23 protein-coding genes and 1 pseudogene are annotated in these 25,721 nt (G+C 61.7%); 17 read left to right on the top strand and 7 right to left on the bottom strand.

All coding sequences use genetic code 11. The features are described from left to right. Positions 1–132: 132 nt before the first annotated feature. Entirely contained in the window at positions 133–1,302 is a 1,170-nt protein-coding gene (locus T8T21_RS03920; protein ID WP_322336885.1) for a DUF4268 domain-containing protein, read from the bottom strand. A 451-nt stretch (positions 1,303–1,753) separates the two neighbouring features. Here T8T21_RS03920 and T8T21_RS03915 point away from each other — a divergent pair, with 451 nt between their 5' ends. Both T8T21_RS03915 and T8T21_RS03910 read left to right on the top strand, forming a co-directional pair. Continuing rightward, positions 1,754–2,008: a hypothetical protein gene (locus tag T8T21_RS03915; protein ID WP_322336884.1), complete on the top strand. Its 255-nt coding sequence runs from the start codon at positions 1,754–1,756 to the stop codon at positions 2,006–2,008. Positions 2,009–2,072: 64 nt separating this feature from the next. After that, positions 2,073–2,318 (top strand): hypothetical protein, encoded by a 246-nt coding sequence (locus T8T21_RS03910; protein WP_322336883.1) that lies wholly within the window; start codon positions 2,073–2,075, stop codon positions 2,316–2,318. A 293-nt stretch (positions 2,319–2,611) separates the two neighbouring features. Here T8T21_RS03910 and T8T21_RS03905 read toward each other — a convergent pair whose 3' ends face one another. Then, entirely contained in the window at positions 2,612–3,475 is an 864-nt protein-coding gene (locus T8T21_RS03905; RefSeq protein WP_322336882.1) for an ASCH domain-containing protein, read from the bottom strand. A gap of 252 nt (positions 3,476–3,727) precedes the next feature. On the opposite strand from T8T21_RS03905, the gene T8T21_RS03900 reads away from it, so the two are divergent. The 4 genes from T8T21_RS03900 to T8T21_RS03885 all read left to right on the top strand — a co-directional run bounded on the left by T8T21_RS03900 (position 3,728) and on the right by T8T21_RS03885 (position 11,420). After that, positions 3,728–7,033: a TM0106 family RecB-like putative nuclease gene (locus T8T21_RS03900; protein ID WP_322336881.1), complete on the top strand. Its 3,306-nt coding sequence runs from the start codon at positions 3,728–3,730 to the stop codon at positions 7,031–7,033. A 337-nt stretch (positions 7,034–7,370) separates the two neighbouring features. Further along, a complete protein-coding gene (locus T8T21_RS03895; RefSeq protein ID WP_322336880.1) occupies positions 7,371–8,489 on the top strand; it encodes a metallophosphoesterase family protein in 1,119 nt (372 codons plus the stop codon). Between the two features lies 1 nt (position 8,490). Beyond that, positions 8,491–11,115: an AAA family ATPase gene (locus tag T8T21_RS03890; protein ID WP_322336879.1), complete on the top strand. Its 2,625-nt coding sequence runs from the start codon at positions 8,491–8,493 to the stop codon at positions 11,113–11,115. A gap of 20 nt (positions 11,116–11,135) precedes the next feature. Further along, positions 11,136–11,420: a hypothetical protein gene (locus T8T21_RS03885; protein ID WP_322336878.1), complete on the top strand. Its 285-nt coding sequence runs from the start codon at positions 11,136–11,138 to the stop codon at positions 11,418–11,420. A gap of 123 nt (positions 11,421–11,543) precedes the next feature. On the opposite strand, the gene T8T21_RS03880 is transcribed toward T8T21_RS03885, so the two are convergent. Next, on the bottom strand, positions 11,544–11,807 hold the full coding sequence (locus tag T8T21_RS03880; protein WP_322336877.1) for a hypothetical protein: 264 nt from the start codon (positions 11,805–11,807) through the stop codon (positions 11,544–11,546). Between the two features lie 165 nt (positions 11,808–11,972). On the opposite strand from T8T21_RS03880, the gene tnpA reads away from it, so the two are divergent. From tnpA to T8T21_RS03860, 4 genes are all read left to right on the top strand, one after another. Then, positions 11,973–12,347 (top strand): IS66-like element accessory protein TnpA, encoded by a 375-nt coding sequence (tnpA, locus tag T8T21_RS03875; protein ID WP_322336876.1) that lies wholly within the window; start codon positions 11,973–11,975, stop codon positions 12,345–12,347. Then, positions 12,344–12,691 carry an IS66 family insertion sequence element accessory protein TnpB gene (tnpB, locus tag T8T21_RS03870; RefSeq protein ID WP_322336875.1) on the top strand — a complete coding sequence of 116 codons (348 nt, stop codon included), beginning with the start codon at positions 12,344–12,346 and terminating at the stop codon, positions 12,689–12,691. The genes tnpA and tnpB overlap by 4 nt, the downstream gene beginning before the upstream one ends. 62 nt (positions 12,692–12,753) lie before the next feature. After that, a complete protein-coding gene (gene tnpC, locus T8T21_RS03865) occupies positions 12,754–14,352 on the top strand; it encodes an IS66 family transposase (RefSeq protein WP_322336874.1) in 1,599 nt (532 codons plus the stop codon). Between the two features lie 184 nt (positions 14,353–14,536). Further along, a complete protein-coding gene (locus T8T21_RS03860; protein ID WP_322336873.1) occupies positions 14,537–14,938 on the top strand; it encodes a 3'-5' exonuclease in 402 nt (133 codons plus the stop codon). Between the two features lie 209 nt (positions 14,939–15,147). On the opposite strand, the gene T8T21_RS03855 is transcribed toward T8T21_RS03860, so the two are convergent. From T8T21_RS03855 to T8T21_RS03845, 3 genes are all read right to left on the bottom strand, one after another. Continuing rightward, positions 15,148–15,366, bottom strand: coding sequence for a hypothetical protein (locus T8T21_RS03855; protein ID WP_322336872.1), 219 nt, complete (start codon positions 15,364–15,366; stop codon positions 15,148–15,150). A 21-nt stretch (positions 15,367–15,387) separates the two neighbouring features. Next, positions 15,388–16,516, bottom strand: a protein-coding gene (locus T8T21_RS03850) for an IS3 family transposase (RefSeq protein WP_322336871.1) whose coding sequence is annotated in 2 segments (ribosomal slippage) — positions 15,388–16,236 and positions 16,238–16,516 — 1,128 coding nt in all. Because the reading frame shifts where the segments join, the coding sequence is not laid out codon by codon here. A 65-nt stretch (positions 16,517–16,581) separates the two neighbouring features. Then, complete coding sequence (locus T8T21_RS03845) at positions 16,582–17,139, bottom strand: hypothetical protein (RefSeq protein ID WP_322336870.1); 558 nt, start codon at positions 17,137–17,139, stop codon at positions 16,582–16,584. A gap of 299 nt (positions 17,140–17,438) precedes the next feature. Here T8T21_RS03845 and T8T21_RS03840 point away from each other — a divergent pair, with 299 nt between their 5' ends. Then, complete coding sequence (locus T8T21_RS03840; RefSeq protein ID WP_322336869.1) at positions 17,439–17,759, top strand: hypothetical protein; 321 nt, start codon at positions 17,439–17,441, stop codon at positions 17,757–17,759. Positions 17,760–17,786: 27 nt separating this feature from the next. On the opposite strand, the pseudogene T8T21_RS20830 reads toward T8T21_RS03840, so the two are convergent. After that, positions 17,787–17,963: pseudogene (locus tag T8T21_RS20830) on the bottom strand (DUF6538 domain-containing protein); the annotation flags it as partial. Between the two features lie 366 nt (positions 17,964–18,329). Between T8T21_RS20830 and T8T21_RS03835 the strand changes: the two are divergent. From T8T21_RS03835 to dcm, 6 genes are all read left to right on the top strand, one after another. Continuing rightward, entirely contained in the window at positions 18,330–19,694 is a 1,365-nt protein-coding gene (locus T8T21_RS03835; RefSeq protein WP_322336868.1) for a tyrosine-type recombinase/integrase, read from the top strand. Further along, positions 19,691–20,404: a hypothetical protein gene (locus tag T8T21_RS03830; protein WP_322336867.1), complete on the top strand. Its 714-nt coding sequence runs from the start codon at positions 19,691–19,693 to the stop codon at positions 20,402–20,404. Before T8T21_RS03835 ends, T8T21_RS03830 begins: the two co-directional genes overlap by 4 nt. Positions 20,405–20,507: 103 nt before the next feature. Next, complete coding sequence (locus tag T8T21_RS03825) at positions 20,508–20,717, top strand: helix-turn-helix transcriptional regulator (RefSeq protein WP_322336866.1); 210 nt, start codon at positions 20,508–20,510, stop codon at positions 20,715–20,717. Beyond that, on the top strand, positions 20,717–21,079 hold the full coding sequence (locus T8T21_RS03820) for a hypothetical protein (RefSeq protein WP_322336865.1): 363 nt from the start codon (positions 20,717–20,719) through the stop codon (positions 21,077–21,079). Before T8T21_RS03825 ends, T8T21_RS03820 begins: the two co-directional genes overlap by 1 nt. A 313-nt stretch (positions 21,080–21,392) precedes the next feature. Continuing rightward, a complete protein-coding gene (locus T8T21_RS03815) occupies positions 21,393–23,669 on the top strand; it encodes a phage/plasmid primase, P4 family (protein ID WP_322336864.1) in 2,277 nt (758 codons plus the stop codon). A 747-nt stretch (positions 23,670–24,416) separates the two neighbouring features. Further along, a complete protein-coding gene (gene dcm, locus T8T21_RS03810; RefSeq protein ID WP_322336863.1) occupies positions 24,417–25,721 on the top strand; it encodes a DNA (cytosine-5-)-methyltransferase in 1,305 nt (434 codons plus the stop codon).

Here is a 25,721-nt window from a genome sequence, read left to right as displayed (position 1 = left end):
GGCGGCCTATCTATGAAAAGACCATTTCGCGTGGTCCTCAATCATCTTCATTCTGATCGTGGTGTCGTTCGCTGATCAAGCACGATTAAGAAATTTCATTGCGCGCACAGATGCTCGCGCCGATCTCGTCGCTCAGTCGTGACTGGATTTGACCTGCCCGTCACCGAGCCTCACGCGAGAGGCGAGGGAGCGCACGGGCTCTGAGAATACTTTGTCCATCTTGCGATAGCGTTCGACCAGCCAAGATATCATTTCTGGCCAGTTTTCTTTGCTATAGCCCTGCGCCGGCGTCTTGCAGACCACCATGCTGACTTTCTTTTCATCGATCCGGCGCCATTCCAATTCTTCGCCCATAAGTTGCTCGTATCGCTCCCGCTCTTGGATGAGCTGATCGAAGAGCCATTTATTCTCTGATGCACTGGGGCGGTTGAGCTGAAATTCAACTCTTACCTCGTCACGCACGAAAATCAGAACAAGGCTACATCCGGCGACGCCAATGCTGGAGGTGAGCCAATGATCACGTGACGCAGTAATATTTTGCCACCGCTCAAGGCCGGCGGCATTCATCGCTTCCAACACTTCCGTCCAGAATGCGAGGCGTGTCTGATGCGATCGGCGTAATTCGCCTTTAGCTGACTTTTCTTCACTATCCTTCTCGGCCATGCGGATCATGTAGTCGGCCGCTTCCGGCGTCGGGATGACCTGTCGGAGGTCCACAAAGGTTTCCTCGCCGAACCTGTAAGGCACGACCTTCACGCAACGTGCGTCGATCTGATGCTCGCGAAGCCAGAGCACCGTGGCCGTCACCTCGCGACGGAAGTTCGCGGCGATGAAGACGACGCGTTGGCTGATGCCGTCATTCAGGACCACCTCGTCGAGGGTGTCCTCGCCCAGAAATTCGCAGATTGTGCTGGCCGCATCTCCACCGCCATGGCGATCGAGATACTGCTGGAAGATCCCCACGATCTCGGCCTTCTTCAGGCTTGAGCAGTAGGCAGCGTATTTCAGCGCCTGCCAGACAACATCTCGGCCGGAATCGTCCAGCTTGTTTTCGATGACCACCAGCTGCCCGGCCCGGTCGAGAGCCAGCAAGTCGAGCCGCTCCCGCGTCCCGTCGAACCCATCAAATTCCTTCTGAATGATCAGCAGGCCATCTTCGCCCTCACTCATCGCCTCGCAAAGAGCGTCGGGCATCGTGGCGAGCCACTCCTGAAGGTGCTCGCGCTCCCGGAACCCGACTTCGGAGAAGCTGGTGCGCTCAAGCTTACGAAGGCGGTTGGCGGAGCGGTCAATCTGGAACATTCATTCACCTTGGGAACCGTTGAGGGCAACAGTAGCCGTAGCTCCCAGACCGTCTCCCCTGCAAAGAAACATGAAGCCTCCTTTTTCTATCATCGTTGTCGCATGGCATCGCTGCCAGGTTCATTGAGACTTCGATATCTTGAAGCGTGACGCCCCATGATGGGTTGGGTAGAGGGGAGTGGGATTTCCTTTTCAGTTCAGTATCTCGAGACCCGGGTTCTGGGGCTCCTGGAAACCTCCACACCCCCAGTGTTGCATGATCGGGCAAAATCATCGGCGGTCAGCCAAGGCGGACCCATATGATCTGCGAACGCTCCCGCTTTAACGGTGAGCCGCGTAAACAGCAGGAACCGTAGGGCCGCGTTTGCAGGGATGCTATCCTCGTCTTAGAAGGACGAAGGATGGATCTACGCACCTACTTCGCTCGGACGGGAGTGTTATCATCAAGGCCTTGCTGTCGTCCCTCGGGCTGACCAGGACCGAATTTGCCGAAACCATCGGCGCCTCGGAGCAGTCCCTGGGTGACGACACGCGGGCGGCAAGCCCACAAACCGAGCGCAGGATCGGGGATCTGGTTCAGATTCTGAGGAAGCTGACGGACTGGTCTGGCTCCTTCGGCCATGCCTTCTTTCTCTTTACCTCGCAGCCACTTTTGTCGTTCACAGGGGAAACGGCAGCGGACCTGCTGCGCGCGGGGCGCGCATAGGCGGTGAAGGTCTATCTCTCTCGCATCGAAGATGGTGGATATGCGTGAGGGGAAGGGATGGCACATGGTCGATCAGGTAGAGATCGAAGCGGCGTTGCAAAGAGAGATAGCGACCAGAGAGGTCCCGTCCGAGGATAGCGAGATCCGGACGGAACGTTTTGTGAAACTGGCGGGCAAGCCGGGCTCGAAAGAGGAGGCGTTCTTCGCGGGACGTGGCTGGGCCGGCGAAGACATCGGCCTCTATGCCTTCTGCCGTCTTGTCCATGCCAAGCAGGCCTGCCCTGACGCACGCCCTCCCATCCTTCCCTGAAACAGGAAAAGGACAGACCGACCCGCAGGGTCCTTAGAGATTGCCGCCGGGAAAGCCGGGCTCTACCAAATCCCAAAGGACTTCTGCATCGTCGTCGCCGTTGTGAATCGCGACACACTGGCCGAGCCACGACCCCCTTTGATGGGACGAACGAAGCCCACAAGGTTGAGGCAGGAAACGTTGCAAGCCGTGGCGCATAGCTGCGGTGAGGTCCGCGCCCAGCGCCGCAAAAAGAAAGACAGGACAAGTGTCGGCTGGCCCGTCGACGCTGCCATCATCGGGCATCCATCGCCTCAGTTCACAGCCTTTTCCAGGGTCACGCGGATCTCGTATGGGGCCACCCCATGAACGACGACCCAGTCTCCCTCCTGGGCACCGCTCGCTTGAAGGAAATCGCCAACCCAACCTCTCGACCTGAAGAGCTTTTTCTTCTTGTCGATATCGCAGCGCACCGGAGCCGGTCCGCCCCAGTGAATGATGAGGTCCTTGGGAGCTCGCGAGGCCTTGTTGGGCCCGCCGATCGCGTCAGCCGGGAACTTGTCGAGCATCGGTGTCAGGTAGAAGTGATTGTGCCGCAGATTCCCGCCGGTCAGCTGGGTCCGTCCGATGACATGGTCCGCATCAACCCTCAGAGAGTCGAGGGGCCCTCTGGCAGGGCACTTGTAGCCAGTCTGCTTCTCCGGAATGGCCGTCGTTGCCACCGTCGCCGAAAGCTTTGTGGGCGTGTGGTCCAAGGCCGCGTTCGACCGGTCACGGACAGGCAGGCCCCTGATGATGTCCGTGAGGGTGTCGCGAACGGCCTGGTCGAAGTTGACCCAAGTAACGGCTCCCGAGCGGTGCTGGTAATCGACGGGCACCGGAAGGCGCCGCACATCCTCAAGTTGCCAAGGCACGACCCATTTGCCAATTTTACCGGACCCGATCATTCTGGCCGGAATGCAGTGGTGCTGGGTCGTTGCCATCATCTCCTCAGGCGTCAGAGGTTTTCCGCAGTCGACAAGGCGCGCGATGCCATGAATCTGGCCGCTGCCCTTCCGGATCAGTCCGAACCAGCCGCGATGCGACGTCGCTGTCGAGCGCATCTCCCATATCTTGCTGCCGTCAAGGATGTATTCGATCCAGGGTTCTGCAATGATCAGACCGCGTGTGATTTCCATAGGCTGATCCTCCCTTCAATCTTTCCGTGCGGCATATCGCGTCAAGAGCGCACGGAACTTCGGTCTTGTCCACTGACATACAGAGAAGCTTGGAGCTTGATCGAGGGCGAAAGCTGACGGCAACTTTTTCGATGCAAGGGCAGGCGTAGATTTGCAATACACGCTCCCCGTGTGGGGCGACAGCAATTGACAGCCCTCGGAATTGGTCCTCTCACTTGGCTCCGAGTCCGGTTGCCTGGGAAGGACCTTTTCGTGCAGTTGATTGATGATGGGCTTCTTTTTTCAGCTTCCGACCTGATGCGGTTTTCGGGGTGCGCATACGCCATCGCGCTCGATCTGAAGCGGTTGAGCGGAAACGGACCGGACCCCCGTTCTGACAGTAAAGACGCGGTCTTGTTGCAGGCGCGCGGAGATGGTCATGAGGCCGACCACCTCGCGCGGCTGAAGGCGACGGGACTCAACATCATTGAGATTTCGCGCGAGCAATCCTTCGCGGATGGTGTCGCGGCGACGCGAGCTGCGATGGAGGCAGGGCCGGATTTCATCTTTCAGGGCGCGCTGTCAAACGGAGTCTGGGGTGGTTGGACGGATTTTCTGGAGCGGACGGAGCGGCCGTCTCGCTTCGGCAACTATTCCTACGAGGCAGCGGACACCAAGCTGAAGCGAACGCCCCACCCGAAGCACCTTCTGCAACTGGTGCTCTACTCCGATCTTCTTGCAGAGTTGCAAGGGGTCGCCCCCGAGCGTGCCCATGTCGAGCTTGGATCCAGCGAACGGGCTTCCTTCCGCCTTGCGGAGTATACCGCCTATGCCCGCCGCATGCGCGACCGGCTCGAGGCGTTCGCAGCCGCGCCGCCGACGACGCGACCAGTGCCGTGCTCGGATTGCGCGCTTTGTCGCTGGGCTGACCATTGCGAAGCGACGTGGACCGAGACCGACAGCCTGTTCAACGTTGCCAATATCACAAAACAGCAAGTTGCGAGGCTCGAAGCCGCCGGCATTGGCACCATGGCCGCACTTGCCACCAACGAAGAGAAGCCGCGGGGCATGGCCGAGGCGAGCTGGGACCGGCTTCGTGTGCAGGCGCGGTTGCAGCAGGCCCGCAAATCGGGCGAGCCGAGTGTCGAACTGCGTCCGAGCCAGCCGGGAAAAGGATTCGATCTCCTGCCGCAGCCAAAGCCGGGCGATGTCTTCTACGATATCGAAGGAGACCCGCATTTCGAGGGCGGCCTCGAATACCTGCACGGGCTCTGGTTCGACGGCGAGTTCCTGGCGATCTGGGCGCATGACCATGCCGAGGAGAAGGCCGCCCTGATGCGGCTGGTCGACTGGTTGCGCGTTCGGCTCGAGACATACCCTCAGGCGCGCATCTACCACTATGCGCCTTACGAGGTCACCGCGCTCAAACGCCTGACGACAAAATACGGCGTCGGGGAGGTGTTCCTCGACCGGCTGCTGCGGGAGCGGCGCTTCGTAGATCTCTATGCCGCTGTGCGCGGCGGACTGATCGCCTCCGAGCCGAACTACTCGATCAAGTCGATGGAGGCCTTCTACGGCGTGAAGCGCGCTGGCGAAGTGAAGACCGCTGGGGGTTCGGTCGTTGCCTACGAGGCATGGCGCGAAAACGGGGACCAGAAGATCCTGGACGAGATCGAGGACTACAACCGCATCGACTGCGTGAGCACCGAAATGCTGCGCAACTGGCTGGTCGGCCTGCGGCCAGAAGGTCCCTGGCCGGTGCTTGAAAGCAAGGCCGAGCAGGAGGAACAGGAAGATGCTGAACTGGCAGCCCTGCGCGCCCGGCTTGCGGCCTCCGATCTGCCCGCGGACCGGCAGCAGCTGCTGTTCGATTTGGCCCAGTTCCACAAGCGGGAGGCGAAGCCCGCCTGGTGGGCGTTGTTCGAAAGTTTCACGAAGGAACAGGATGAGCTAATCGACAGCGTTGATGCGATGGGTGGGCTGGTGCTCATTGGGGCGCCGGAGCCGGTGAAAAGATCCGTGGTCCAGTGCTACGCTTTCCCCGAACAGGAAACCAAGATCCGCGCTTCGAACCGGGCCAACGTCTCGATACCGACTCCTGAGGGATCCAAGACCCTCACCGTCACCGAGCTCGATCGGAAGGCGCGGCGTGTCTGGGTCAAGACCGGAGCTGCGAATGCCGCCCTGCTTCCCAGGATTACCGGCCTGCACCCGACGCCGCCGCTCGACACCGGTATCATTGCCGAGGCGGTGCGCGACGCGATTACCGACCAATGCGAGACACAGGCATATACGGCCATCGATGACCTGCTCTCGCGTCGCACGCCGCGTTTTCGCTCGGGCTCACGCGCTGACATCCTGGGCGAGCGGGACACGGTCGAGGGGACCGTCGCCTCGGTGCTCGACCTCGATGGTGGTGTGCTGCCGATCCAGGGGCCGCCCGGCACTGGCAAGACCTACGTGACATCTCACGCCATTCTTGCGCTCGTCCGGGAGGGTCGCCGTGTCGCGGTTGCCTCGAACAGCCATGAGGCGGTCAAGAATGTGCTGTTGAAGGTTGTGGAGGAGCGTGGCTCCGATGATCGCGAATTCGACGTGATCCACAAGATCAGCGACGACCCTTACCCGGAAGACGAGATCCGTGTGCGCCGCACCAAGAGCAATGCAGAGGCGGCCGAGAGTGGACTTGTCGTGGGGGGCACGGCCTTCTTTTTTGCCCGACCCGAGAACCGGGGACAGTTCGACACGCTCTTCGTCGACGAAGCAGGGCAGGTGGGTCTCGCGAACCTCGTGGCCATGGCTACGGCGGCGAGAAACGTGGTCCTGGTGGGCGACCCCTGTCAGCTGCCACAGGTGATCCAGGGCGCGCATCCAAGCCCGCTGGACCTGTCCTGCCTCGAGTGGATGCTGGGTGAGCACCACACGGTCCCTGCGGATCGGGGCATCTTTCTCGGGGTCTCGCGCCGAATGCACCCTGCGTTGTGCAGCTTCGTTTCAGAGCAAGTCTACGAGGGCCGCCTTGAAAGCCATGCTGACTGTGAAACCCAGTTTGTCGATGTCGACGGACTGCCTGGGGCTGGGGCGCATCTCGTCCCCGTGCCACATGAGGGCAATGCGCAGATGTCGCCTGAGGAGATTGAAGCGATCGCTGCAACGGCGCGCAGGCTGCTGGGAGGCCTGTGGACCGAAAAGGACGGGACGGTGCGTTCCTTGCGTGAGGCCGACATCATCGTGGTGGCGCCATACAACATGCAGGTGAATGCGTTGCGCACGGCTCTGCCGCCGGGCATCCGGGTCGGCACGGTTGACAAGTTCCAGGGTCAGGAAGCTCCGGTCTGTCTGGTCTCGATGACCTCGTCGAGCGGCGACGACATGCCACGCGGCCTCGACTTCCTGCTCTCGCGCAACCGCATCAACGTGGCGCTGTCGCGTGCCAAAGCGCTGGCCTTGGTTTTCGCTGCGCCGCGCCTGCTCGAGGCGAAGTGCGAGAGCATAGAAGACATGGCGCGCGTCAATACGCTCTGCGCACTTGCAGAACGGAGCGTCACCGTATCGGATCGCGCGGAAGCTGCGGAATGAAAGGGAGGTTGATGCACGTCCACATGTTACGGGTCGCGAAGGCGCGGTCTCATGGCGTCCCGGCCGACGGGGGCTTGTTCACGTGGGCCGAAGCGTCTGCGAGGCGGAGTAAGACGCTGATGATGAAGCGCGTTCGCGAAGCGAGGGATCCCCTCGTTCAGATCGGGAACGTCGTGCCCGACAGCGATGTGGGACCGTTAAGGTCCGCTCTAAGTCACATCTGCAGCGGCGCGCTCCCCGCTGGCGGCCATGCGGCCGTTGGAAACTGCACTGGGTTACGAGGCTGGAGCTACGTGACGTCAGAAAGACCGCTTTCAGGTGATCTGAGGAGCCCGGCGTGATCCGCTTTCTCCATTCGTCCGATTTGCATCTGGGCAAGCCCTTCGGGCGCTTTCCGGAAGACGTTCGCGTGCGCCTACGACAGGCGCGACAAGATAGTCTGTCGCGGTTGACAGCGATCGCGCGCGAGAACGCCGCAACCCACATTTTGCTGGCGGGTGATACCTTTGACCAGACGACACCGGCCCCAAGGGTAATCCGTCATGCACTCAATGAAATGGGCGCGGCGCAGGATCTCACTTGGGTGCTCATGCCGGGGAACCACGACCACGCCAATGCAACCGAACTGTGGCGCACTGTAGCGCAGGACGCGCCAGACAATCTGAAACTCGCCCTTGAGCCCAAGCCGCTCGATCTCGGTAATAGGGCAGTCCTTCTGCCGGCACCGCCCCCCGAGCGTCATCCCGGGCGCGATCTTACCCAGTGGTTCGATCGTGCCGAGACCGGAGACTCCGTCCGTATTGGTCTCGCGCATGGATCGGTCACCAGCTTCGGCTCGAGTGAGGATGGCGGATCCTCGACCATCCCGCCGGATCGCGCGACGCGGTCCGGTTTGGCCTATCTTGGGCTGGGCGACTGGCATGGACAGCTGAGGGTGGCGGCGGAAACCTGGTATTCCGGTGCGCCGGAAGCGGACAGCTTCAAGCATGACGGCGCGACCGCCGCGCTTTTGGTCGAGATCAGGGGAGACGGAAGCCCGGTTCGGACCAAGAGCATCCCGACAGGCACGTTGAACTGGCAACGCGCGACGCTGGATCTCAGTGAGAGCGATGACGTCATGGCGAGGCATGAGGCTCTGCTTCCTACACTCTCGGCGCGCCCGAGGACATTGATGGATCTCGTGGTCACCGGGCGCGCGCGCGCCTCGGATCGTGCTTCTCTGGAACGGGCAGTGCAGGACATCAGCCACGATTTCCTCTGGCACGTGGCCAATTTCGATGACCTCGGGATGGTGCACGACACCGAAGATCTCGATGTTTTGGACCATCGGGGCGCGCTGCGTGCCGCCGCCGAGTCCCTCGCGCGCGAGGCGGCCGATCCCAACCTGCCGCCCGCCTCGCGCGAGACCGCGCAATCGGCGCTCTCGGCGTTGTTCGCATTCGCTTTGGAGACCTGACATGAAGCTGCGCGCCCTCCATCTCGTCAACGTGCGGAAGTTCACCGGTCAGCAAGCTTCGATCTCGGACATTGGCGACGGCGTCACTGTGGTCTCCGAGGCGAACGAATTCGGAAAATCGACATTCTTCGACGCGTTGCACGCGTTGTTCTTCGAGAAGTATTCCTCGGTGGCGAAGCCCGTGAAGCTTTTGCAACCTCGCGCCGGTGGTGCTGTTGAGATCGCGGCCGAGATCGACACCGACGACGGAGCGTTCCGGCTGGAGAAGCGGTTTCTGAGCAAGAAATCGGCACGGATCATCCGGATCTCTGACCGCACCACCATTGCGCAGGATGATGAAGCCGAACGCTGGATTGCAAATTTGCTCGGAACGTCCGGCAGTGGGCCGGCGGGCCTCCTGTGGGTGCGTCAGGGCCTCACCGGGCTCGAGCCGGACAATGCCAAGGAGAAGACCGAGCAGATGGAGACACGGCGGGACCTGCTGTCTTCCGTCGCAGGCGAAATCGATATCATGACCGGAGGGCGGCGCATGGACCGGGTAATGCGCCGCGTCACTGAGGAGTTGATGAAAATCACGACCAAGACCGGCAGAAAGTCCGGCCCTTGGAAGGCCGCTGCGGATGAGGTGGCCTCTCTTGAGGCCGAAGCCGCCGAACTCGAAACGAAAATGCGTTCGCTTGACGAAGCGCTGCTGTCGCGCCGGAGCTGTGAAGCAGAGATCAGGCGGCTTGATGATCCAGCGGCCAAAAACCGGCGTGAGGCCGCATGCGCGGCGGCGGAAACCGCCATGCAAGCAGCTGAGGCCCATGTCTCGCGGCTCCACCAGGCTGAACAGGCCCGGGATCTGGCGACCCTTCGGGAGCACGCCGCCCGCAAGGCCCTGGACGATTTCCTTGCCGCCCAGGAAGCTTTGCGTTTGGCCCGCCTGACGCTGGACAGGGAACGCGCGAATGCCTCCGATGCGGCCGGCCAGGTGACATTGAATCAAGGCATGGCTGCTGAAGCCCGTGTGGCGCATGACAGGGCAAAGGAACGCTTGGAAGCGGGACGCGCCAGATTGAACCTGGCTCTCCGGCAGGAGGGGGCCCGGCGGGCGCGGCTCGATGCGGAGCGGCTCTCAGGTGTGGTCGAGCGCGCTGAAGCCGAGGCCCGGCGGCGAGACATGGCAAAGGCGCAACTGAAGGTCTCCAAAGCCGATGCGGCCTGGATCCATCGAGCCGAGGTGGCAGAGGCAGAAGTGATACAGCTTGAGCACGCAGCCGCGGCTCAATCGGCCAAGGTGCGAGTCGAGTATACCGCCGAAGCCAGAGTGACGGTCGACGGCCGCCAGCTTAGGGATGGTGAAACCGTTCCGCTCGGGCCGCAGGCGCAACTCGATCTTCCCGGGATCGGCCAGCTCATCGTCACGTCGGGAGAAGGACATTCGGCTCGGGAGATTACGCAAGCGCTCGACAAGGCGCGGCAATTGCGAAGCGCCATATTCGGCGAAGTGGGGGTGGCCACGATCGCGGAGGCACGTATTGCTGCCCGACGCCACGAAGACGCCAGTCGGGCGGCGGAGCTCTCGGATAGGCTGCTCGCTGGCCTCGCGCCGCGGGGCCTCGATGCGCTCAGGGCTGAGAAGGCCGATGCCGATCTGCGTGCCGGTGAAGCGTCACGGGAGGAGCTACCGCCGCGGAGCGAACTCGAAGCCGAAGTCGAAGATGCGAGGCAAGAGGAGCTCACCGCTCGGCGTGAAGCCGAAGCGGCCGCGCGTCAGCTGGCAGAGTTCAGAGAACAATCCAGCGCTGCTCAGGCGTCGTCACAGGCCGCCCAGCGCGACCTCGATCGAGCGATGGCTGCAGCCGGCGCAGGCGACAGTCGGGAAGCCCGGCAGGCCGATCTCCTGCGAGCTCACAAGTCGGCCGAGAGCGACAGGCAGGAAGCCGAAGTCGCCGTCGCAGACTTGCAAGCCTCAGCACCGGATCTGCAGACCCTTCGAGCCGATCTTGATCGGGCGCGACAGGCGGTGGCTTCGGTGAACGAGCGTCGTGCCCAGACATCCGAACAGTTGGCGTCCCTGTCCGCTGAAATCCGGGCGCTTGCCGGCGCTGGCGTTGAGGAATGTTGGGACGAGTGCAGGGAACGGCTCGAGCAGGCGCGCCTGCGCGAGGCGCGATTTGCCCGGCAGGCCGAGAGCCTCATGCGCCTGCAGTCCGCGCTCGACGCGGAGCGGTGTGCGGCCAGGGACGCCTATTTCGGCCCCGTGCGAGACGAGCTGAAGCCGCTTCTGTCCATATTGCACGGCGGCGCTGACCTTACCTTTGACAGCCAGACCCTCCTGCCCAGCGCCCTTGCAAGGGGCGAGGTGGAGGAGATGGTTGAAACGCTTTCTGGTGGAACGCAGGAGCAGCTCGCAATTCTCACGCGGCTCGCCTTCGCGCGTCTTTTCGCGCGTCAAGGGCGTTGCATGCCGATCGTGTTGGACGACGCGCTCGTCTATTCAGATGATGACCGGATCATCAAGATGTTCACCGCATTGACGCGCGTGGCGTCGGAGCAGCAGATCCTCGTGTTTTCCTGCCGACAACTGGCGTTCCAGGATCTGGGGGGCGCGCGTCCGCGGGTTACATTGCAGCCGGCTTGAATGAAAGGCGGGTCGAAATCATGCGGGACGATACCATAGAACGGAACAAGGGCCGTGAAGCCGAATGGGCCGCAGCCTGTGCCTTGGGCGGGCTGGAGGTCAAGCCTGAGATAACGAGCCTTTCTGCCGAGGAGCTCGTTGATGCGGTCTGGGAATTCGTAGTGGCTATGTGCGAGGTGTCGGCGGTCGCGCTGCCTGATCATGCCCAGGTGGTCGGAGTGGTAGAACGCCGCCTCGCGGAAGTCCCAGAGAGCCCCGGAACCGCAAAAGCGAGCGGCGCCCATCCGATCGAAGGGATCGGTTAGGGGTTCATGTTCGGCACAGCAGGGTGTCGTGCCGGTCTCGATTCAACCCGCTTCATTTCAGCCGGAAACGCCGCCCACCAAAAGGTGTGCGCCTCGAGCCGCCCCTTCACATCTCGTGAAGGTTCAGGGCATCCGGTATGCGCCCCGCAGGTCGGGGGTGGGAGGGGGGAGCTGATCCCTCTGGAATAGTTCGGCCATGCACTCCGCAATCGACATCGGTCGTGCCGGGTCTTTCTCCTGGCCGAGCCCCGCCTGCAGTGTCGAGAGGTCGCCCTTCGTATCCCCCATCGGCCAAAGCGCCTGCGAGGCAAGCTGGCGTTTGCGATGCATTAGGCTGTGCAGCAGGCAATCGAAGGAGCTGGCACCATATTCGGGATGGACGGCCATTGGCACGTGCACTTCGATCGGACGAGATTGCCCAATCCGGTGCACCCGGTCGTTGCACTGCTCCTCCGTAACCGCCCGATTGAGACCGCCTGCCTGACTGGGGCTCTCTGATCTAAGACACGTGCATAACGGCGTCGTTAACGACGTGTCTTATCTGGAGGGGCCATGCTGGGCGAAGTTCTGGGCGTCGAGCGGCGCCGTCGATGGAGCGATGACGAGAAGCTCGAGATCCTCTCGGAGGTCGGCATTGGCGGTGCGACGGTGACGCAGGTCGCGCAGCGCCACGAGCTCACCCGGTCGCAGATCTATGGGTGGCGTCGGGATCTGAAGAAGAAAGGGCTATGGTCGCCGGATCGCGGAACTGTCTTCCTTCCGGTGGACTTCGATGCGCCCCCGGAACCTGCCTGCGCATCCGTATCCGCCCCCTCGCGGCCGGTCCTGATCGAACTGCGGCTGAGCAACGGGCGGTGCCTGAGGTTCGACAGCAGCATGGATGATGACGCGCTGACCCGGCTGATCCGGGCGGTGGAGGCGGCATGATCGGGCCCGGAACGGGGGTGCGGGTCTATCTGGCCTGCGGCGTCACCGACATGAGGAAGGGCATCGCCGGTCTCTCCGCCATCGCACAGGATGTCCTGCGCCAGAAGCCCGCAAGCGGCGCGGTCTTCGCGTTCCGAGGGCGCCGGGGCGATCGTCTGAAGCTGCTCTACTGGGATGGCCAAGGTTTCTGCCTCTACTACAAGGTGCTCGAACGCGGCCGCTTTCCCTGGCCTGGTGCCGAGGGTGGTGCTGCCCGGCTCACCTCTGCGCAGCTGGCGATGCTCTGGGAAGGCATCGATTGGCGGCGTCCGGACTGGGGTGCGCCGCCGGCCCGCGTCGGGTAGTTTGTCCTGCTCAAGTCCCTTGTTTCATTGGCCATTCCGAATGCCGCATGGTATCTGTCGGCATGTCCGAAGACGCCGACATTCTCTCCGATGACCCTGCCGTCCTGAAGGCGATGATAGCCGCGCTTCAGGCGGAGAATGCGCGCATGTCGGCCACGCTTCAGGCCCATGAGCAGCTGGTCCAAGCCCTGCGCTTGCGGATCGCCAGGCTCCAGAAGCAGGCTTTCGGCAAGTCCTCGGAGAAGATCGAACGAGAGATCGCCCAGCTCGAGCTCGCGCTGGAAGACCTGCTGGTCGCGGCCGCCGAGCAGCGCAGCGAGCCGGTCGACGAAGAGGACGAGGAGCCTCTGGCCGCTGATCCCGGGACCGCTGAACTGCGCCCCCGTCGCAGGCCACGGGTGTCCGACGCCACTCCCCGCGAACGTCGCGAGCTCGACCCCGGCACCTGCTGTCCCGATTGCGGCGGCGACCTCCGCGTGGTCGGCGAGGATGTGAGCGAGTTGCTCGACATGGTCGCGGCGCAGATGAAGGTGATCCAGATCGCGCGGCTGAAGAAATCCTGTCGCCGGTGTGAGAAGATGGTGCAGCCCGCTGCCCCGAGCCGTCCGATCCCTGGCAGCATGGCGGGGCCGGGTCTGCTGGCGCATGTGCTGGTCTCCAAGTTCGATGACCACCTGCCGCTCTATCGCCTCAACGAGATCTACGCCCGCATGGGTGCGGACGTGCCCGACAGCACGCTGCTGGACTGGTGCGGCAGGGCCATGAAGGTGCTCGAGCCGATCATCGACAGGATCGAGGCCGAAGTCATGGCCGCGTCGGTCCTGCACGCCGACGACACGCCGATCCGCGTTCTGGACCGGTCCCGCCGCGACCGGGGCTTGGGCAAGGGGGTCAAGCAGGGACGGATCTGGGCCTATGTCTCGGACCAGAGACCTTGGGCCGGCGCGGCCCCGCCCGGCGTGGTCTACCGCTTCTCACCGGACCGGAAAGGAGAGCATCCCCGGCGGCACCTCCAAGGTAGTGCTGGCATCCTTCAAGCGGATGCCTATGCGGGCTTCGGCCAGCTCTACGAGCAACGCGCGGACGGTAGCAGCCAGTTCCGCGAGGCCGCCTGCTGGGCACACCTGCGGCGCGACTTCCACGACGTCTGGGAGACCACGAAGTCCGAGATCGCGCGGGAGGCACTCGACCGGATCGGGAAGCTTTACGATGTCGAACGAGAGATCGCCGGCCAGTCCGCCGAGATGCGCAAGGCCGCGCGGCAGCGGCATTCCAAACCTATGGTCGACGCCTTCAAGGCGTGGGCCGAAACCCAGCTGCTTCGTATTCCCGGCAAGGGCGACCTCGCCAAGGCGTTCCGTTACGGGCTGTCCCGCTGGCCGTCCTTCGAGCTGTTCCTCGAGGACGGACGCATCGGCATCGACAACAACCCGGCCGAGCGCGCCATGCGCCCGATCGGCATCGGAAGGAAGAACTGGCTCTTTGCCGGCTCGGACAGCGGCGGAGAGACCCTTGCCCGTGCCATGACGCTCATCGAGACCGCGAAGATGAATGGGCTGGACCCGCAGGCTTGGCTCGCCGACGTGCTCGAGCGCATCCACGATCACAAGATCAATCGGCTCGCCGAATTGCTCCCGTGGAGATGGGCGCCCGACGCCTAAGCCGCGGTCTCAATCGGGCGGTTACGGTAGATCTCGGAGCTTAAAGGTAAATTATCGCACCTCTCATCAAATTCGGCGGTGCGGTGATGAGCTTCTCCCCGAAGCTCTCGTAGAGGCAGATGGCTCTGAAGAGAGCAGACTTGGGGTAACGTCGGTATTCGACGGGCCGCCTCCGGAGATCCATGTGTTCCCGGATCGTGAGAGCGAGCTCGTTGCCCTGTCCCAATGGGCTCAGTTGTTGCGAAGCGATGGCATTGAGCCGGACGAGATTGCAGTTCTGGTCAGGTCTGAAGAGCTGGTTGAAGAGTTTTCCGACTTCGACAAGTTCGTTCTGCTGCCCATGCACGAAGCAAAAGGAGCGGAATTCCGAGCGGTTGCTGTCGCTGCACTGGATCATGACAAGCTGCCTGACGAAGGGCGGATCTACGCAGCCCGGGATGAACCCCAGTTGGACGAGGTGATGGCGACTGAACGTCATCTCCTATACGTGGCAGCCACTCGTGCCAGAGATCACCTCTGGCTGTCAGGAGTAGAACCCATTTCCGAGTTCCTCGCTGATATCCTTGAAGCCGCCGCAAGAAGCTGACTTCTGACGTTTGCTTCAGGACGGTCGAAAAAATATCGCGATGTCTCTGACATATCTCGACGACCAAGGGCTGCTCAGCGGGAGAATAGGCCGGCGGTATGTCGGTCCTCTGTCGGTTGCCGGCGTCATAATTTATATTTCTATATCAATGGCTTGATATCGATGTCGGCTGTCGGCGACGGCCGAGGTCTCCCTCTGTGGGATGGGGATCAAACCGATGCGAGGCCTTTCGGGAACGTCTGCATCTCCCGTGCACTGAAACAGCCCACAAGGTGCACGACATGACGACGAAGACCCGCAAGACCACCCGGAATCAGAAGAAGAGGCAACAGCTTTTCTACAACCTCCGTGTCCGCGAGAAAGGGAAACAACGCCCCCTCATGGCAAGCGAGGAGGAGCAAATCATCGCCATGCTTGAGCTGCCCCACCTGAGTGCTCCAGGTCAATTGTTAGTGCATGGTCGGTCTCCGGTCGATGGGCACGATGTTTTCCGGTGCCGGCGGGCGATAGCCTAAGGCACTGTGGGGCCTGACCGTGTTGTAGTGCTTTCGCCATCGCTCGATCAGGATCTGCGCCTCGCGCAGTGAGTAGAAGATTTCCCCATCGAGCAGCTCGTTGCGGAAGCGGGCGTTGAAGCTCTCGCAATAGCCGTTCTCCCAAGGTGATCCGGGTTCGATGAAGGCGGTCTTGGCACCGACGGCCTCGATCCAGTCCCGCACCTTCGTGGCCACGAATTCGGGGCCATTATCTGAGCGAATGAACTCGGGCGGCCCGCGCAGGATGAACAGGTCCGTCAGGGCATCGACCACGTCGGTGGAGTTGAGCTTCCGATCGACATGGATCATCAGCGCCTCCTTCGTGAACTCGTCGATGATATTGAGGGTGCGGTAGGCTCGGCCGTCATGCGTCCGGTCCTGGACGAAGTCGTAGGACCAGACGTGGTTCGGTCGCTCCGGTCGCAGCCGGACGCACGAGCCGTCATTCAGCCAGAGCCGGCTTCGTTTCTTCTGCTTCTGCGGGACTTTCAGCCCCTCGCGTTTCCAGATGCGCTCGACCCGCTTGAGGTTCACCTGCCAGCCGGACTGTTTCAGCAGCGCAGTGATGGGACGGTATCCGTAGCGACCATACTGGCGCGCCAGCTCGATGATGTCCGCCGTCAGGCGCGCTTCGTCTGGCCGGCCGCGCGGCACCTTTCTCTGCGTGGAGCGATGCTGGCCGAGTGTGCGGCAAGCGCGGCGCTCGGAGACGCCCAGTTCCTGCCGCACATGGTCGATGCACTGGCGTCGGCGCGAGGGGCTTGAGACAGTTTCCCCGCGCCGCCTCAGCCAGGATGAGCTTGTCGAGCGTCAAATCGGAGACCGCCCGCCTGAGCCGTTGGTTCTCCTTCTCAAGCTCCTTCAGCCGCTTCAGCTGGCTCCGGCTCATGCCGCCATATTGCCGGCGCCAGCGATAGTAGCTCTGCTGCGTGATCCCGACTTGGCGCACCGCATCGGCGACCGGCATGCCTTGGCCATGCAGCACCTCAATCTGCCGCAGCTTCAGCACGATGTCTTCGGGCTTCTCTCGCTTTCCAACCATCCAGTGGTCCTCCTCCTAACGAGATAAATCAATCTCAGTGGGCGGAGCACTTCAGTGGGGGCAGTTCACTGGCGCGATGTCGCGGGGAGCGATTTGCGCATGTCCTCGATCGTGGCTTCGCCAACGACGAAAAGCTTGAACGGATTGTGCGAAATCCGCCCCTTGCTCACAGCATGATCCAGGGGCGCCGACAGGTATTTCTGGTGGCGCTGGAACGTGCGCGGCGAGATGCGGGCGATCCTGGCCTTGCGCAGGAGCGCTTCCTTCGCATCACCTTCAAGACCACGCCTTGCGATCTCCTTCTCAGCGGCGGCAATCTGCGTCTGTTCCTTATCCTCTTGATGTTCGATGAACTCGAGAATGGTCAGGTGCCGCAGCTTGCTGGACCGGCCGTGATTGTTGGTAAGCCGGCGCAGGGTATTGTTGAACCGGGTCCAGTCCGCCCCGCCTACTTCCGAAATGCGCGGGTTGCCCAGGATATCTGCGATCAGCTTGCGGGTGGAGCGGGTGGTGTCAGCGTCCTTCACGAAGCGCTCGGCCTTGCCGGCATCTTCGAAGGTGTAGGCGCCCTCGGTCCGCACGCCACGGGACATCTCGTCGAACAATTCGTCCCAGAGGTCCAAGAGGCGGGGATCCGACCCGTCCAAGCAGCGCGCCGGCACGCCCTGGCCGGCATCGACCGAGACCGCCAGCCCCTCCCGCTGGTGAAACGGCGCCGGGGCTTCGCCCTCGACCGCTGTCGGTGCGAAGGTAGATCTTCAGCATCTACAACTTCGATCTTCGTTTCCTGCGGCTCTGCCTGAATGACGGGCTGCGCCGGGGCTGCGGGCGAGACAGCCGGGGCCGCGAGCGCCATGCAAGCGGGTGCAGGAGCGGCCGACTGGCCGAGCGCAGCCGAGAGATAGGGCTGGGGCTCGGAGAAATGGCCGCGGGCGCGGCGTTCCTTTTCCTCGCTGATTTCGATCATGAGGCGGATCATCCTGTCGGCCAGAATGGCAAAATCCTCTTCGCTCTCATCGAGGGTGAGGCCCAAGCGGCTCGCGGTATCCCGGATCGGGGCCAGGGCGGGAGTGATATCGCACAGGAAGATAGCATCGCGCAGAGACGCGCGCGCCGCTTCCTCAACCGCCATCGCCACTTCAGCGGCCTGTCTGGTGCGAGGACCGGTCAAGGCGCGCAGGCGATCGGCGGCCTCGATGTCGATCGCGGCGTAGGTGACCAGGATGTTCGTCATGACCTCTAGCGACACGAGCGACTCCGCGTTGAAGCAGAGGTCGCTGACGGCGGTCAGTCGCCGGGCGAGCTCTGCGGCATCGCGGGGGATTTGCGTGCGCAGTGGGAAGCAGAAGAATTCCGGTTTGAAACGGGATCTGGCACGCGCGGGAACGCGGCGGCGCCAGTAGTAACCTGTGCTTCGACGTTCGAGATGGGGTTGCTTGATCGCCATCGGCGAGGGGCCTCCTGAGTTGGAGGTGTCGCAAGGCAATCGGGGATCCTGTGCAGAGCATTGTGCAAAGCCAAACGCAAAACCCCCGGGTCTCTGCCGAGACTCGGGGGTTTTCTGCCTAAACTTCAGCGGCTTGCTGGAAGTTTGGCTCCGGCGGTAGGGATCGAACCTACGACCAATTGATTAACAGTTATAGAAATCCGGTTTCACAGGATTTCATAAGGTTTTACGGTCTTTCAATAAAGCACTGTTTTCTCTTTCATAATTGTATGCGCAGCCGGATCACCTATCTTGCGGTTTCAATGGTCGGTGGCGACTCGGTGGCGATTCCGCCCTCAGGTCGCCACTGGAAGCGCGGAGACCGCCATGCCTGTCATCAAGATTGCCCGCCGCAGCATCGCGGCTATCGAGCCCCTTGAGAAGCCCGTCACCTATTACGATGACGCCTTAAAAGGCTTCGGGCTTCTCGTTCGCCCCTCGGGCTCACGCTCGTGGATTCTCGAATACCGTACAGGAGCGGGTGGACGCGGCGCGGCCAAGAAGCGTGTAGTGCTAGGCAGCCCTCAAACCGTCACGCCGGAGCAAGCCCGCGACATGGCAAAAGACATGCTCGCTAAGGTGCGCCTTGGGGCTGACCCTGCCGCCGAGCGAGCCGAAGCCCGGGCGGCTGACACGGTTGCCGAAATTGCTGCCGAATGGCTTTCCCGACACGTTGAGCCCAAGCGTAAGGAGGCCACCGCGAAGCTCTATCGCGGGGTTCTTATTACGCACATTCTCCCTGCGATTGGCTCCCGGAAAGCGGTGACGCTCACGCGCAGCGACGTAGCGAAGCTGCACGGAGCAATCGCTCGGAAGGAGAAGAGCTCTAAGAGGCCCGGGGCTAAGCGCACGGCTGCCCACAAGACGCGCGGCGGCCCGATCATCGCAAACCGGGCGCTGGCGGTTATCAAGGCGATGTTCTCGTGGGCTACCGATCTGGGCTTGCTCCCGGTAGGCTCAACGAATCCGGCCTCGGGTGTCGAGGGGTTCAAGGAGAAGGGCCGCGAACGCTTCCTCTCTTCGGAAGAAATGCAACGCCTCGGAGCCGCCCTGACCTTAGCAGAGACGCAAGGGCTGCCTTGGCAGGTTAACGAGAATAAGCCGGGTGCGAAGTACCTGCCTGCGCCCGAGAAGCGCCGCGCCCACTTTGATCTGCACTCGGTGGCGGCGATCCGGCTCCTTCTCTTGACTGGTGCCCGGGTGCGCGAAATCCTTGATCTGGAATGGCAGCACGTCGATTTTCAGCGCGGGATGCTTCGCCTTACTGACTCCAAGACCGGGGCGAAAGTAATCGTGCTCGGCGGGGCGGCGCTGGCATTGCTGGACGGGCTGCCACGCGTCGGACGTTATGTAATCGCCAGCACCTCGGCTGGAACGAAGGGCGAGAAGCCGCGCGCCGATGTCAACCGGCTCTGGCGGGCGGTCTGCCGAGAGGCTGGTATCGAAGGGACGCGGTTGCACGATCTTCGCCATTCCAATGCAGCCGTGGGGGCAGGGGTGGGGCTGAGCCTGCACCAGATCGGCGCTCTTCTCGGCCATTCGCAGACGGCAACCACGAAACGCTATGCCCACCTTGCTGCCGATCCACAGCGCCGGGCTGCCGATCTAATCGGGAGTGAGGTGGCGGCGGCGCTCGGGCTGGGGGCCAACGTGGTGCCGATTGATGGCGTGAAACGGGAGAAAACGGCGTGATCGAGGAAATGCACCTTCTGGGCGAGTCGGACGACTACCCCGACCTTGCACACCTTCCTCCCAAACAGCGGGCTATGATGCGGCGGCTGCGCGATTGGATAGCTGTGCCTGCGTGGAAGCCCTCGCAGGCGATGGACGTGCTGTGCGGCTGTGTTCCCGAGGTGGGACAAAACACTTGCGCCGCTAACACGGCTTTGCTGCCGGGCGCGCATGACTTCTACGGTGTCCCGGTGGGCGCGCGGGAACCCGATGACCTGCGGGCTCTGGACGCCGGGATCGAGGAGCAACGTGGCTACATCGGCGGGTTGAGATTGACCACCATGCCCCCCACAGAGGTGATTGCGAAGACGATTGCCGCCGGGGTGCCGATACCGTGGCTTAACGTTGCCCGTGATGACGAGTGGTGCCGGAAATACCTGCCGCCCGGGGCAGTGGACGCCTTAGCTGATCTGCCGCGCGTCCCACTGACTGCCAGAGAAGTCGCCTCGCTCGGGGGCAGGGCCAAGCGTGACAATGACCCTAAGCGGCGACGGTTTTTCCCGATTGTCCGGGAACTCCATAAATCTGGAGTCATCACCGCAGAGATCGTTCGGCGGCTGGTTGATGACTTTGGCGATGAGCCCGACGAGAATCTTCCCTCGGGCGGCACGGTCTATCGGTGGGTAAGAGAGATTGAAACTACGACCAATGCTGAGGAGGCGGAGGGCTGAAGATTCTCAGTGCTAGCTGTTAGAATATAAGTGCCTGCGTCGATTAGTTTATTTCTGAGTTCCGTGTTTTCGTTGCTGGGCGAATCAAAGCCCGGAGACGAATATGCAACACGAGAACCAGCCGCTCTATATCGACACGCAGACCGCCGCGAACCTGCTTGGGATTTCGCGCTCTTCGCTTGAGAAATATCGCCATTTCCGCGACAGCAAGGGGCCGCCCTTCGTGGTCTTCGGCCGTGGCGCGATCCGGTACCACGTTCCCTCGCTACTGGAATGGGCTAAAACCCGTACCGTTAGCCATGGGGCCGCATGATGACCGATCAAATCAATCCCATAGACCGCGACTGGTTTGACGCCCATCCGGAAAGAAATTTTAGAATTCGCCGAATGATCCCGGGAGAGTTCTTTCCTGATCCCGACGATCTCCCAGTGCCGAAAAAGGGACAGTCGCTTGCCGACGCCGTTATGCGTTCCGCTGCTCTCTTCGCCGACGCCAAGTTGAATTTTCCCGTCGCGCCTCGCGGTAAAGCGCATTTTACTCTTGTCCAGAAACTTAGAGAAGGGGTGCGGGCGAAATCGCACCTTATCTTAAGCGACCAACTCAAACCCGAGGCGGTATCCGACGACACGGCGGAAGCTATTGCCCTTCTGCATGGCAAAATTTGGAGGTGGTGAAATGACCGCCCGTTCCGCGCTCGCCACCTATATTTTCCTGTTGCAGCGCGATCCGCACTGAACTTGTTCTCGACCTAACAGTGCATACCAGCGGCGTAACAAACTAGGGCCGTTCGCTTCGCGCCGACATCGACGCTCTGCGCGGGGCACCCTCTGAATCGAATAAGCCGCTTTCTGTACGGAGGGGGAAACTGACTGAAATCCGGTGCGCTGGGGCTGCAAGCTCCTGTGCCGTAGCATCCAAAATGGATTAATCATGCCACCTGAACATAATTCGGCTAGACGCATAGGCCGCGGTCCGCTTGACCGGCCTATGACCTTCACGCGCTTTCCGAACCGAACGGGCTACGAGAAGAGAAAGGTTCGCGTTTCGCTGCGCAAGCTGGCCGCACAAATTGGGGCCAAGACCGCTAAGAGCAAGGAAGAGCTACCGTGGATTAAGGCGGCAACCTTCGGTGACGACACGTCGCTTTCGCCCTCCGGCAAAAGCTACCGCACTAATGCAAACGTGGAAGCAGTGAACGGCGTGGAGGGGGACCATGACACGGGGGCAATGCAACCCGAGGAAGCGCGCGCTTTGCTGCAAGCGGCCCGCCTCGCGGCTCTGATCTACACTACAGCTTCGCATACGCCCCAGAAGCCTCGCTGGCGCGTCATCTGCCCCTTCAGCAAGCCCATGCCACCGAACGACCGATATGGCCTGCTAGCGCGCGTCAATGGTGTCTTGAAGGGCGCCCTAGCAGGCGAGTCCTTCGTGCTATCTCAATGCTACTATGCGGGGGGCGTCGAGGGCAGACCCCCTGTCCAGACCTTCCTTGCCGAGGGCCGCTACCTCGACCTGGCCGATGACCTAGACGCTGGGGCTATGGGTAAGCCCGGGACCACTAGCGGAGCTACTGGAAATGACGAACGTCTGGACGTAGCCGCTGCGTTGAAAGCGATCCGTACATCCGAAAACTTCCACGTCGCCGCCATTCGGCTGGCCGGGCATTGGGCCGCACGAGGCGAACCCCTGCTGCGCGTTGGCGAGAAACTGCGCAGTGTTTTCAATGAAGTGCCCGACACGGAGCGGGACTCGCGCTGGTATGAGCGCGTAAAGTCGATCCCGGATATTCTCACGTATGTCTATGGCCGCGAAATGTCCAAGGTCGTGCGCTCGGCGGACGACGACCTGATGGCCGAGTTCGACGAAATCTGGATTGACCAGCACCCTGACGGCGAAGAACCCGAACTTGTTGACGAACTTGCTGGCTTTGATTTGGACCAAGATGGTGTCATCCGCGCCTTCACGGATAGGCACGTTGGGGAATTGCTCTTCGACCATAACGCTGGGCGCTGGTTCCGCTTCATAGGGCATCGTTGGGAGCGCGAAGAAACGCAGCTCGCTAAGCACTACGCACGCGCCATTTCCGTTGATTTGGCGGCACGCGATTCCAAAGCCAAGGCACTGAAGAATGTGAACGTCTGGGAAGCTATTGAGCGCGGCGCACGCACCGTGCGCGAGTTCGCTTTCTCGGCTTCTGGTTGGGACAGTGACGCCATGCTGCTCGGCACCCCGGGCGGCGTGGTGGACCTGCGGACAGGGCAGCTTCGCCCCGGGCAGCCTGATGACTACGTGTCGAAAGCGACGGCGATCACGCCCGTTCCGCTCGGCTCCTTCGACCCCGAAAGCGACTGCGCACGTTGGCTCGCATTCCTTGACCAAGCGCTTGGCGGCGACACGGCGGCGATCCGTTTCTTCCAGCAATGGGCCGGATACAACCTAACGGGCGAGACCCGCGAACAAGTGCTACTTTTCATCTACGGGCCGGGCGGCTCTGGAAAGACCACGGCAGTTTCGGTGCTCTATGATCTGATGGCCGAGTATGCTGCCAACGTCGCCACTTCTACGCTGACGGCGCAACGGCATGAGGCGCATCCAGAAGAACTGGCACGTCTCCACGGGCCGCGCATGGCGGTAGCCAGCGAAACGGAAGCGGGCTCAAAATGGGCCGAGAACCGTATCAAGGCGCTGACGGGTGGCGACCCGATCACGGCGCGCTTCATGCGTCAGGATAGCTTCGAGTTCCGCCCGGCCTTCAAGCTGACCATTGTGGGTAACAATGCACCTGGCTTGAGCGACGTAGACTCCGCGATCCGGCGCCGCTTCCTGATTCTTCCCTTCGACCATCCGCCCGCCGCAAAAGACGAACACCTGCCCAAGAAGCTGAAGTCCGAGTGGCCGGGGATTTTGTCGTGGGCGATCCGGGGGGCGCTGGACTGGCAGGAAAATGGTTTGGTTCGCCCGGCTGTTGTGGAAGCCGCAACTCGGGATTACTTCGCAAGGGAGGACACGTTTGCCCGCTGGCTGGAAGACGAATGCGAACGAATTCCGGATAAGGCAACCCTTACGGCGGAGCTTTTCGAGTCGTGGCGTGACTACGCTTACCGCAACCGGGAAGACCCGGGTTCGTTGCAGAGAACGTTTCCCGAGAAGTTAAAGAAGGCTGGGTTCGAGGGCGTCAAAAATAGGGGCGGGATTCGTGGGCGAGGATTCATCGGACTGAAACTGCGTGAGCGAGTGCGGGATGATTTTGATGATCTGGTATAAGTCCTTGTAACGTTTCAATTGGGACGAGTGGGACATGTCTTCCGGTTTATCGACTAAGGCACCATTTCCACTCCGATAGGGGTGGAACCGGCAAACATGTCCCGCATGTCCCACGTCCCGCCCTCAGCGCAAGTCATTACTGTAGTTCCAATCCTTATCTTACAGGTCCCTTCCGTCTGGTTGCGCACTGGGGACGCGACGCTCCAGTCTTTCCCGTCGCACAACTACCTCTGAATCTAATGCCCCCCTCAACTCCGAAAAACACTGAACAAAATCCAAAAAATTCTGAAAAACTTTCTTGAGCCGGGGCTCCACGCACCCCCCGACAGAAGCACTCTAGCCGGAAGGACCCGAGCGCCTCTGAGCAGCCAGCCTCTTTGGTGTTTCGCTTGTTCGGGCATGTGCTATTGGCGGGAACCTGATCGTCCTCGGGGAGGCAAGCCGGCCAAACGACCGAACTCACGATGCCTCCCTCGCTCATGCTCCAATGGATGCTCAACCTAGCTGAGGCCGTTACCTGCGTTGGCTTGTCAGCGAACACGCTTAAGCCCATGACTACCGATGACTCCGGGCCCGGACCCTTGTGGCCCGGTAGCTCAGCCTCTTCGCGTCCTGTGATCTAGCTACTGCCCGGCCCGGTGTCCTAAGCCCTCGGAGCACCGGAAATTGAACGTTGACTTCTTCGACGCGGTGGTCGGCACGGAATTCCACCTTTGTTCTTGTGTCTTCGTGTCACATGTAGCAAGGATGAGAAAAATCGACCCCGAGGGACCGCCGATGCTTGATGAACCCCGCTCTGACTTTTCTCGACTGCGCGAGCGCGCGGGCTTGTCTGTAGAGGCGTTGGCGCCTTTGATGGGATATTCCCCCGCAACTCTCTATCGGTGGGAGCGCGGCGAGGCCATGCCCCGGCAAGCAGCACTCATGGTGCTGGAAGACCTCGTGAACCAACGCGGTGCGCCCGAGCCTAAGAAGCCTGCATTTCGGTTCATCGACCTATTTGCAGGGATCGGCGGCATTCGTCGGGGTTTCGAGCCGCTGGGCGGCAAGTGCGTCTTTACCTCGGAATGGGACCGCTTTGCCAAGACTACCTATGCAGCGAACTTCCCTCACGACGATCACGAGATTTCGGGGGACATTACCAAAACCGAGGCGAAGGATATTCCCGAGCACGACCTTCTACTTGCGGGCTTTCCTTGCCAGCCTTTCAGCATCGCTGGAGTAAGCAAGAAGAACGCCCTCAAGCGCGCGCACGGCTTTGCGGACGAGACGCAGGGGACACTTTTCTTCGATGTGGTTCGGATCGTCTCCGAGCATCGCCCCAAGGCATTCTTGCTGGAGAACGTCAAAAACCTCGTGAGTCACGATAAGGGGCGCACGTTCGAGGTGATCATGCGGACCTTGCGCGACCTCGGCTATCATGTTCCCACGCCGCGCGTGATCAATGCCAAAGGCTATGTACCTCAGCATCGGGAACGTATCTTGATTGCCGGGTTCCGGGAGGAGTGCGATTTCTCGTTTGCCGATCTGGACGTGCCTTCGCCGCTCAACGGGCCGAAACTCGGGACGATCCTGCACCCCGAAGACGGCTCCGAGAAGGGGCCCGACAAGCACTATACGGATGCCACGGGCCGGGTGAGCGACAAATACACCCTGACTGATCACCTCTGGCAGTATCTGCAAAACTACGCGGCCAAGCACCGGGCGGCAGGGAACGGGTTCGGCTTCGGGCTCGTGGGCCGAGGAGACACGGCGCGCACCCTTTCGGCCCGCTACTACAAGGACGGCTCGGAAATCTTGATTGACCGGGGCGAGGGGAAGAACCCGCGCCGTCTGACCCCCCGTGAGTGCGCCCGCTTGATGGGGTTCGACAATCCCGGCGAGTCCAAGTTCATCATCCCGGTTTCCGACACGCAGGCATACAAGCAGTTCGGCAACTCAGTGGCCGTGCCAGTGATCGAAGCGGTTGCCCGCCACATGCTGCCTTACATCACTGCCGAGGCGGCGCAGAATCTAGAACACTTGCAAAGGCGGTTGCCACTCGTTGGCTGA

This window comes from Limimaricola variabilis (assembly GCF_034371605.1).
GTDB lineage: Bacteria > Pseudomonadota > Alphaproteobacteria > Rhodobacterales > Rhodobacteraceae > Limimaricola > Limimaricola variabilis.
The sequence above is the reverse complement of the archived record's forward strand: the minus strand, read 5'-3'. Positions and strand labels throughout refer to the sequence as shown.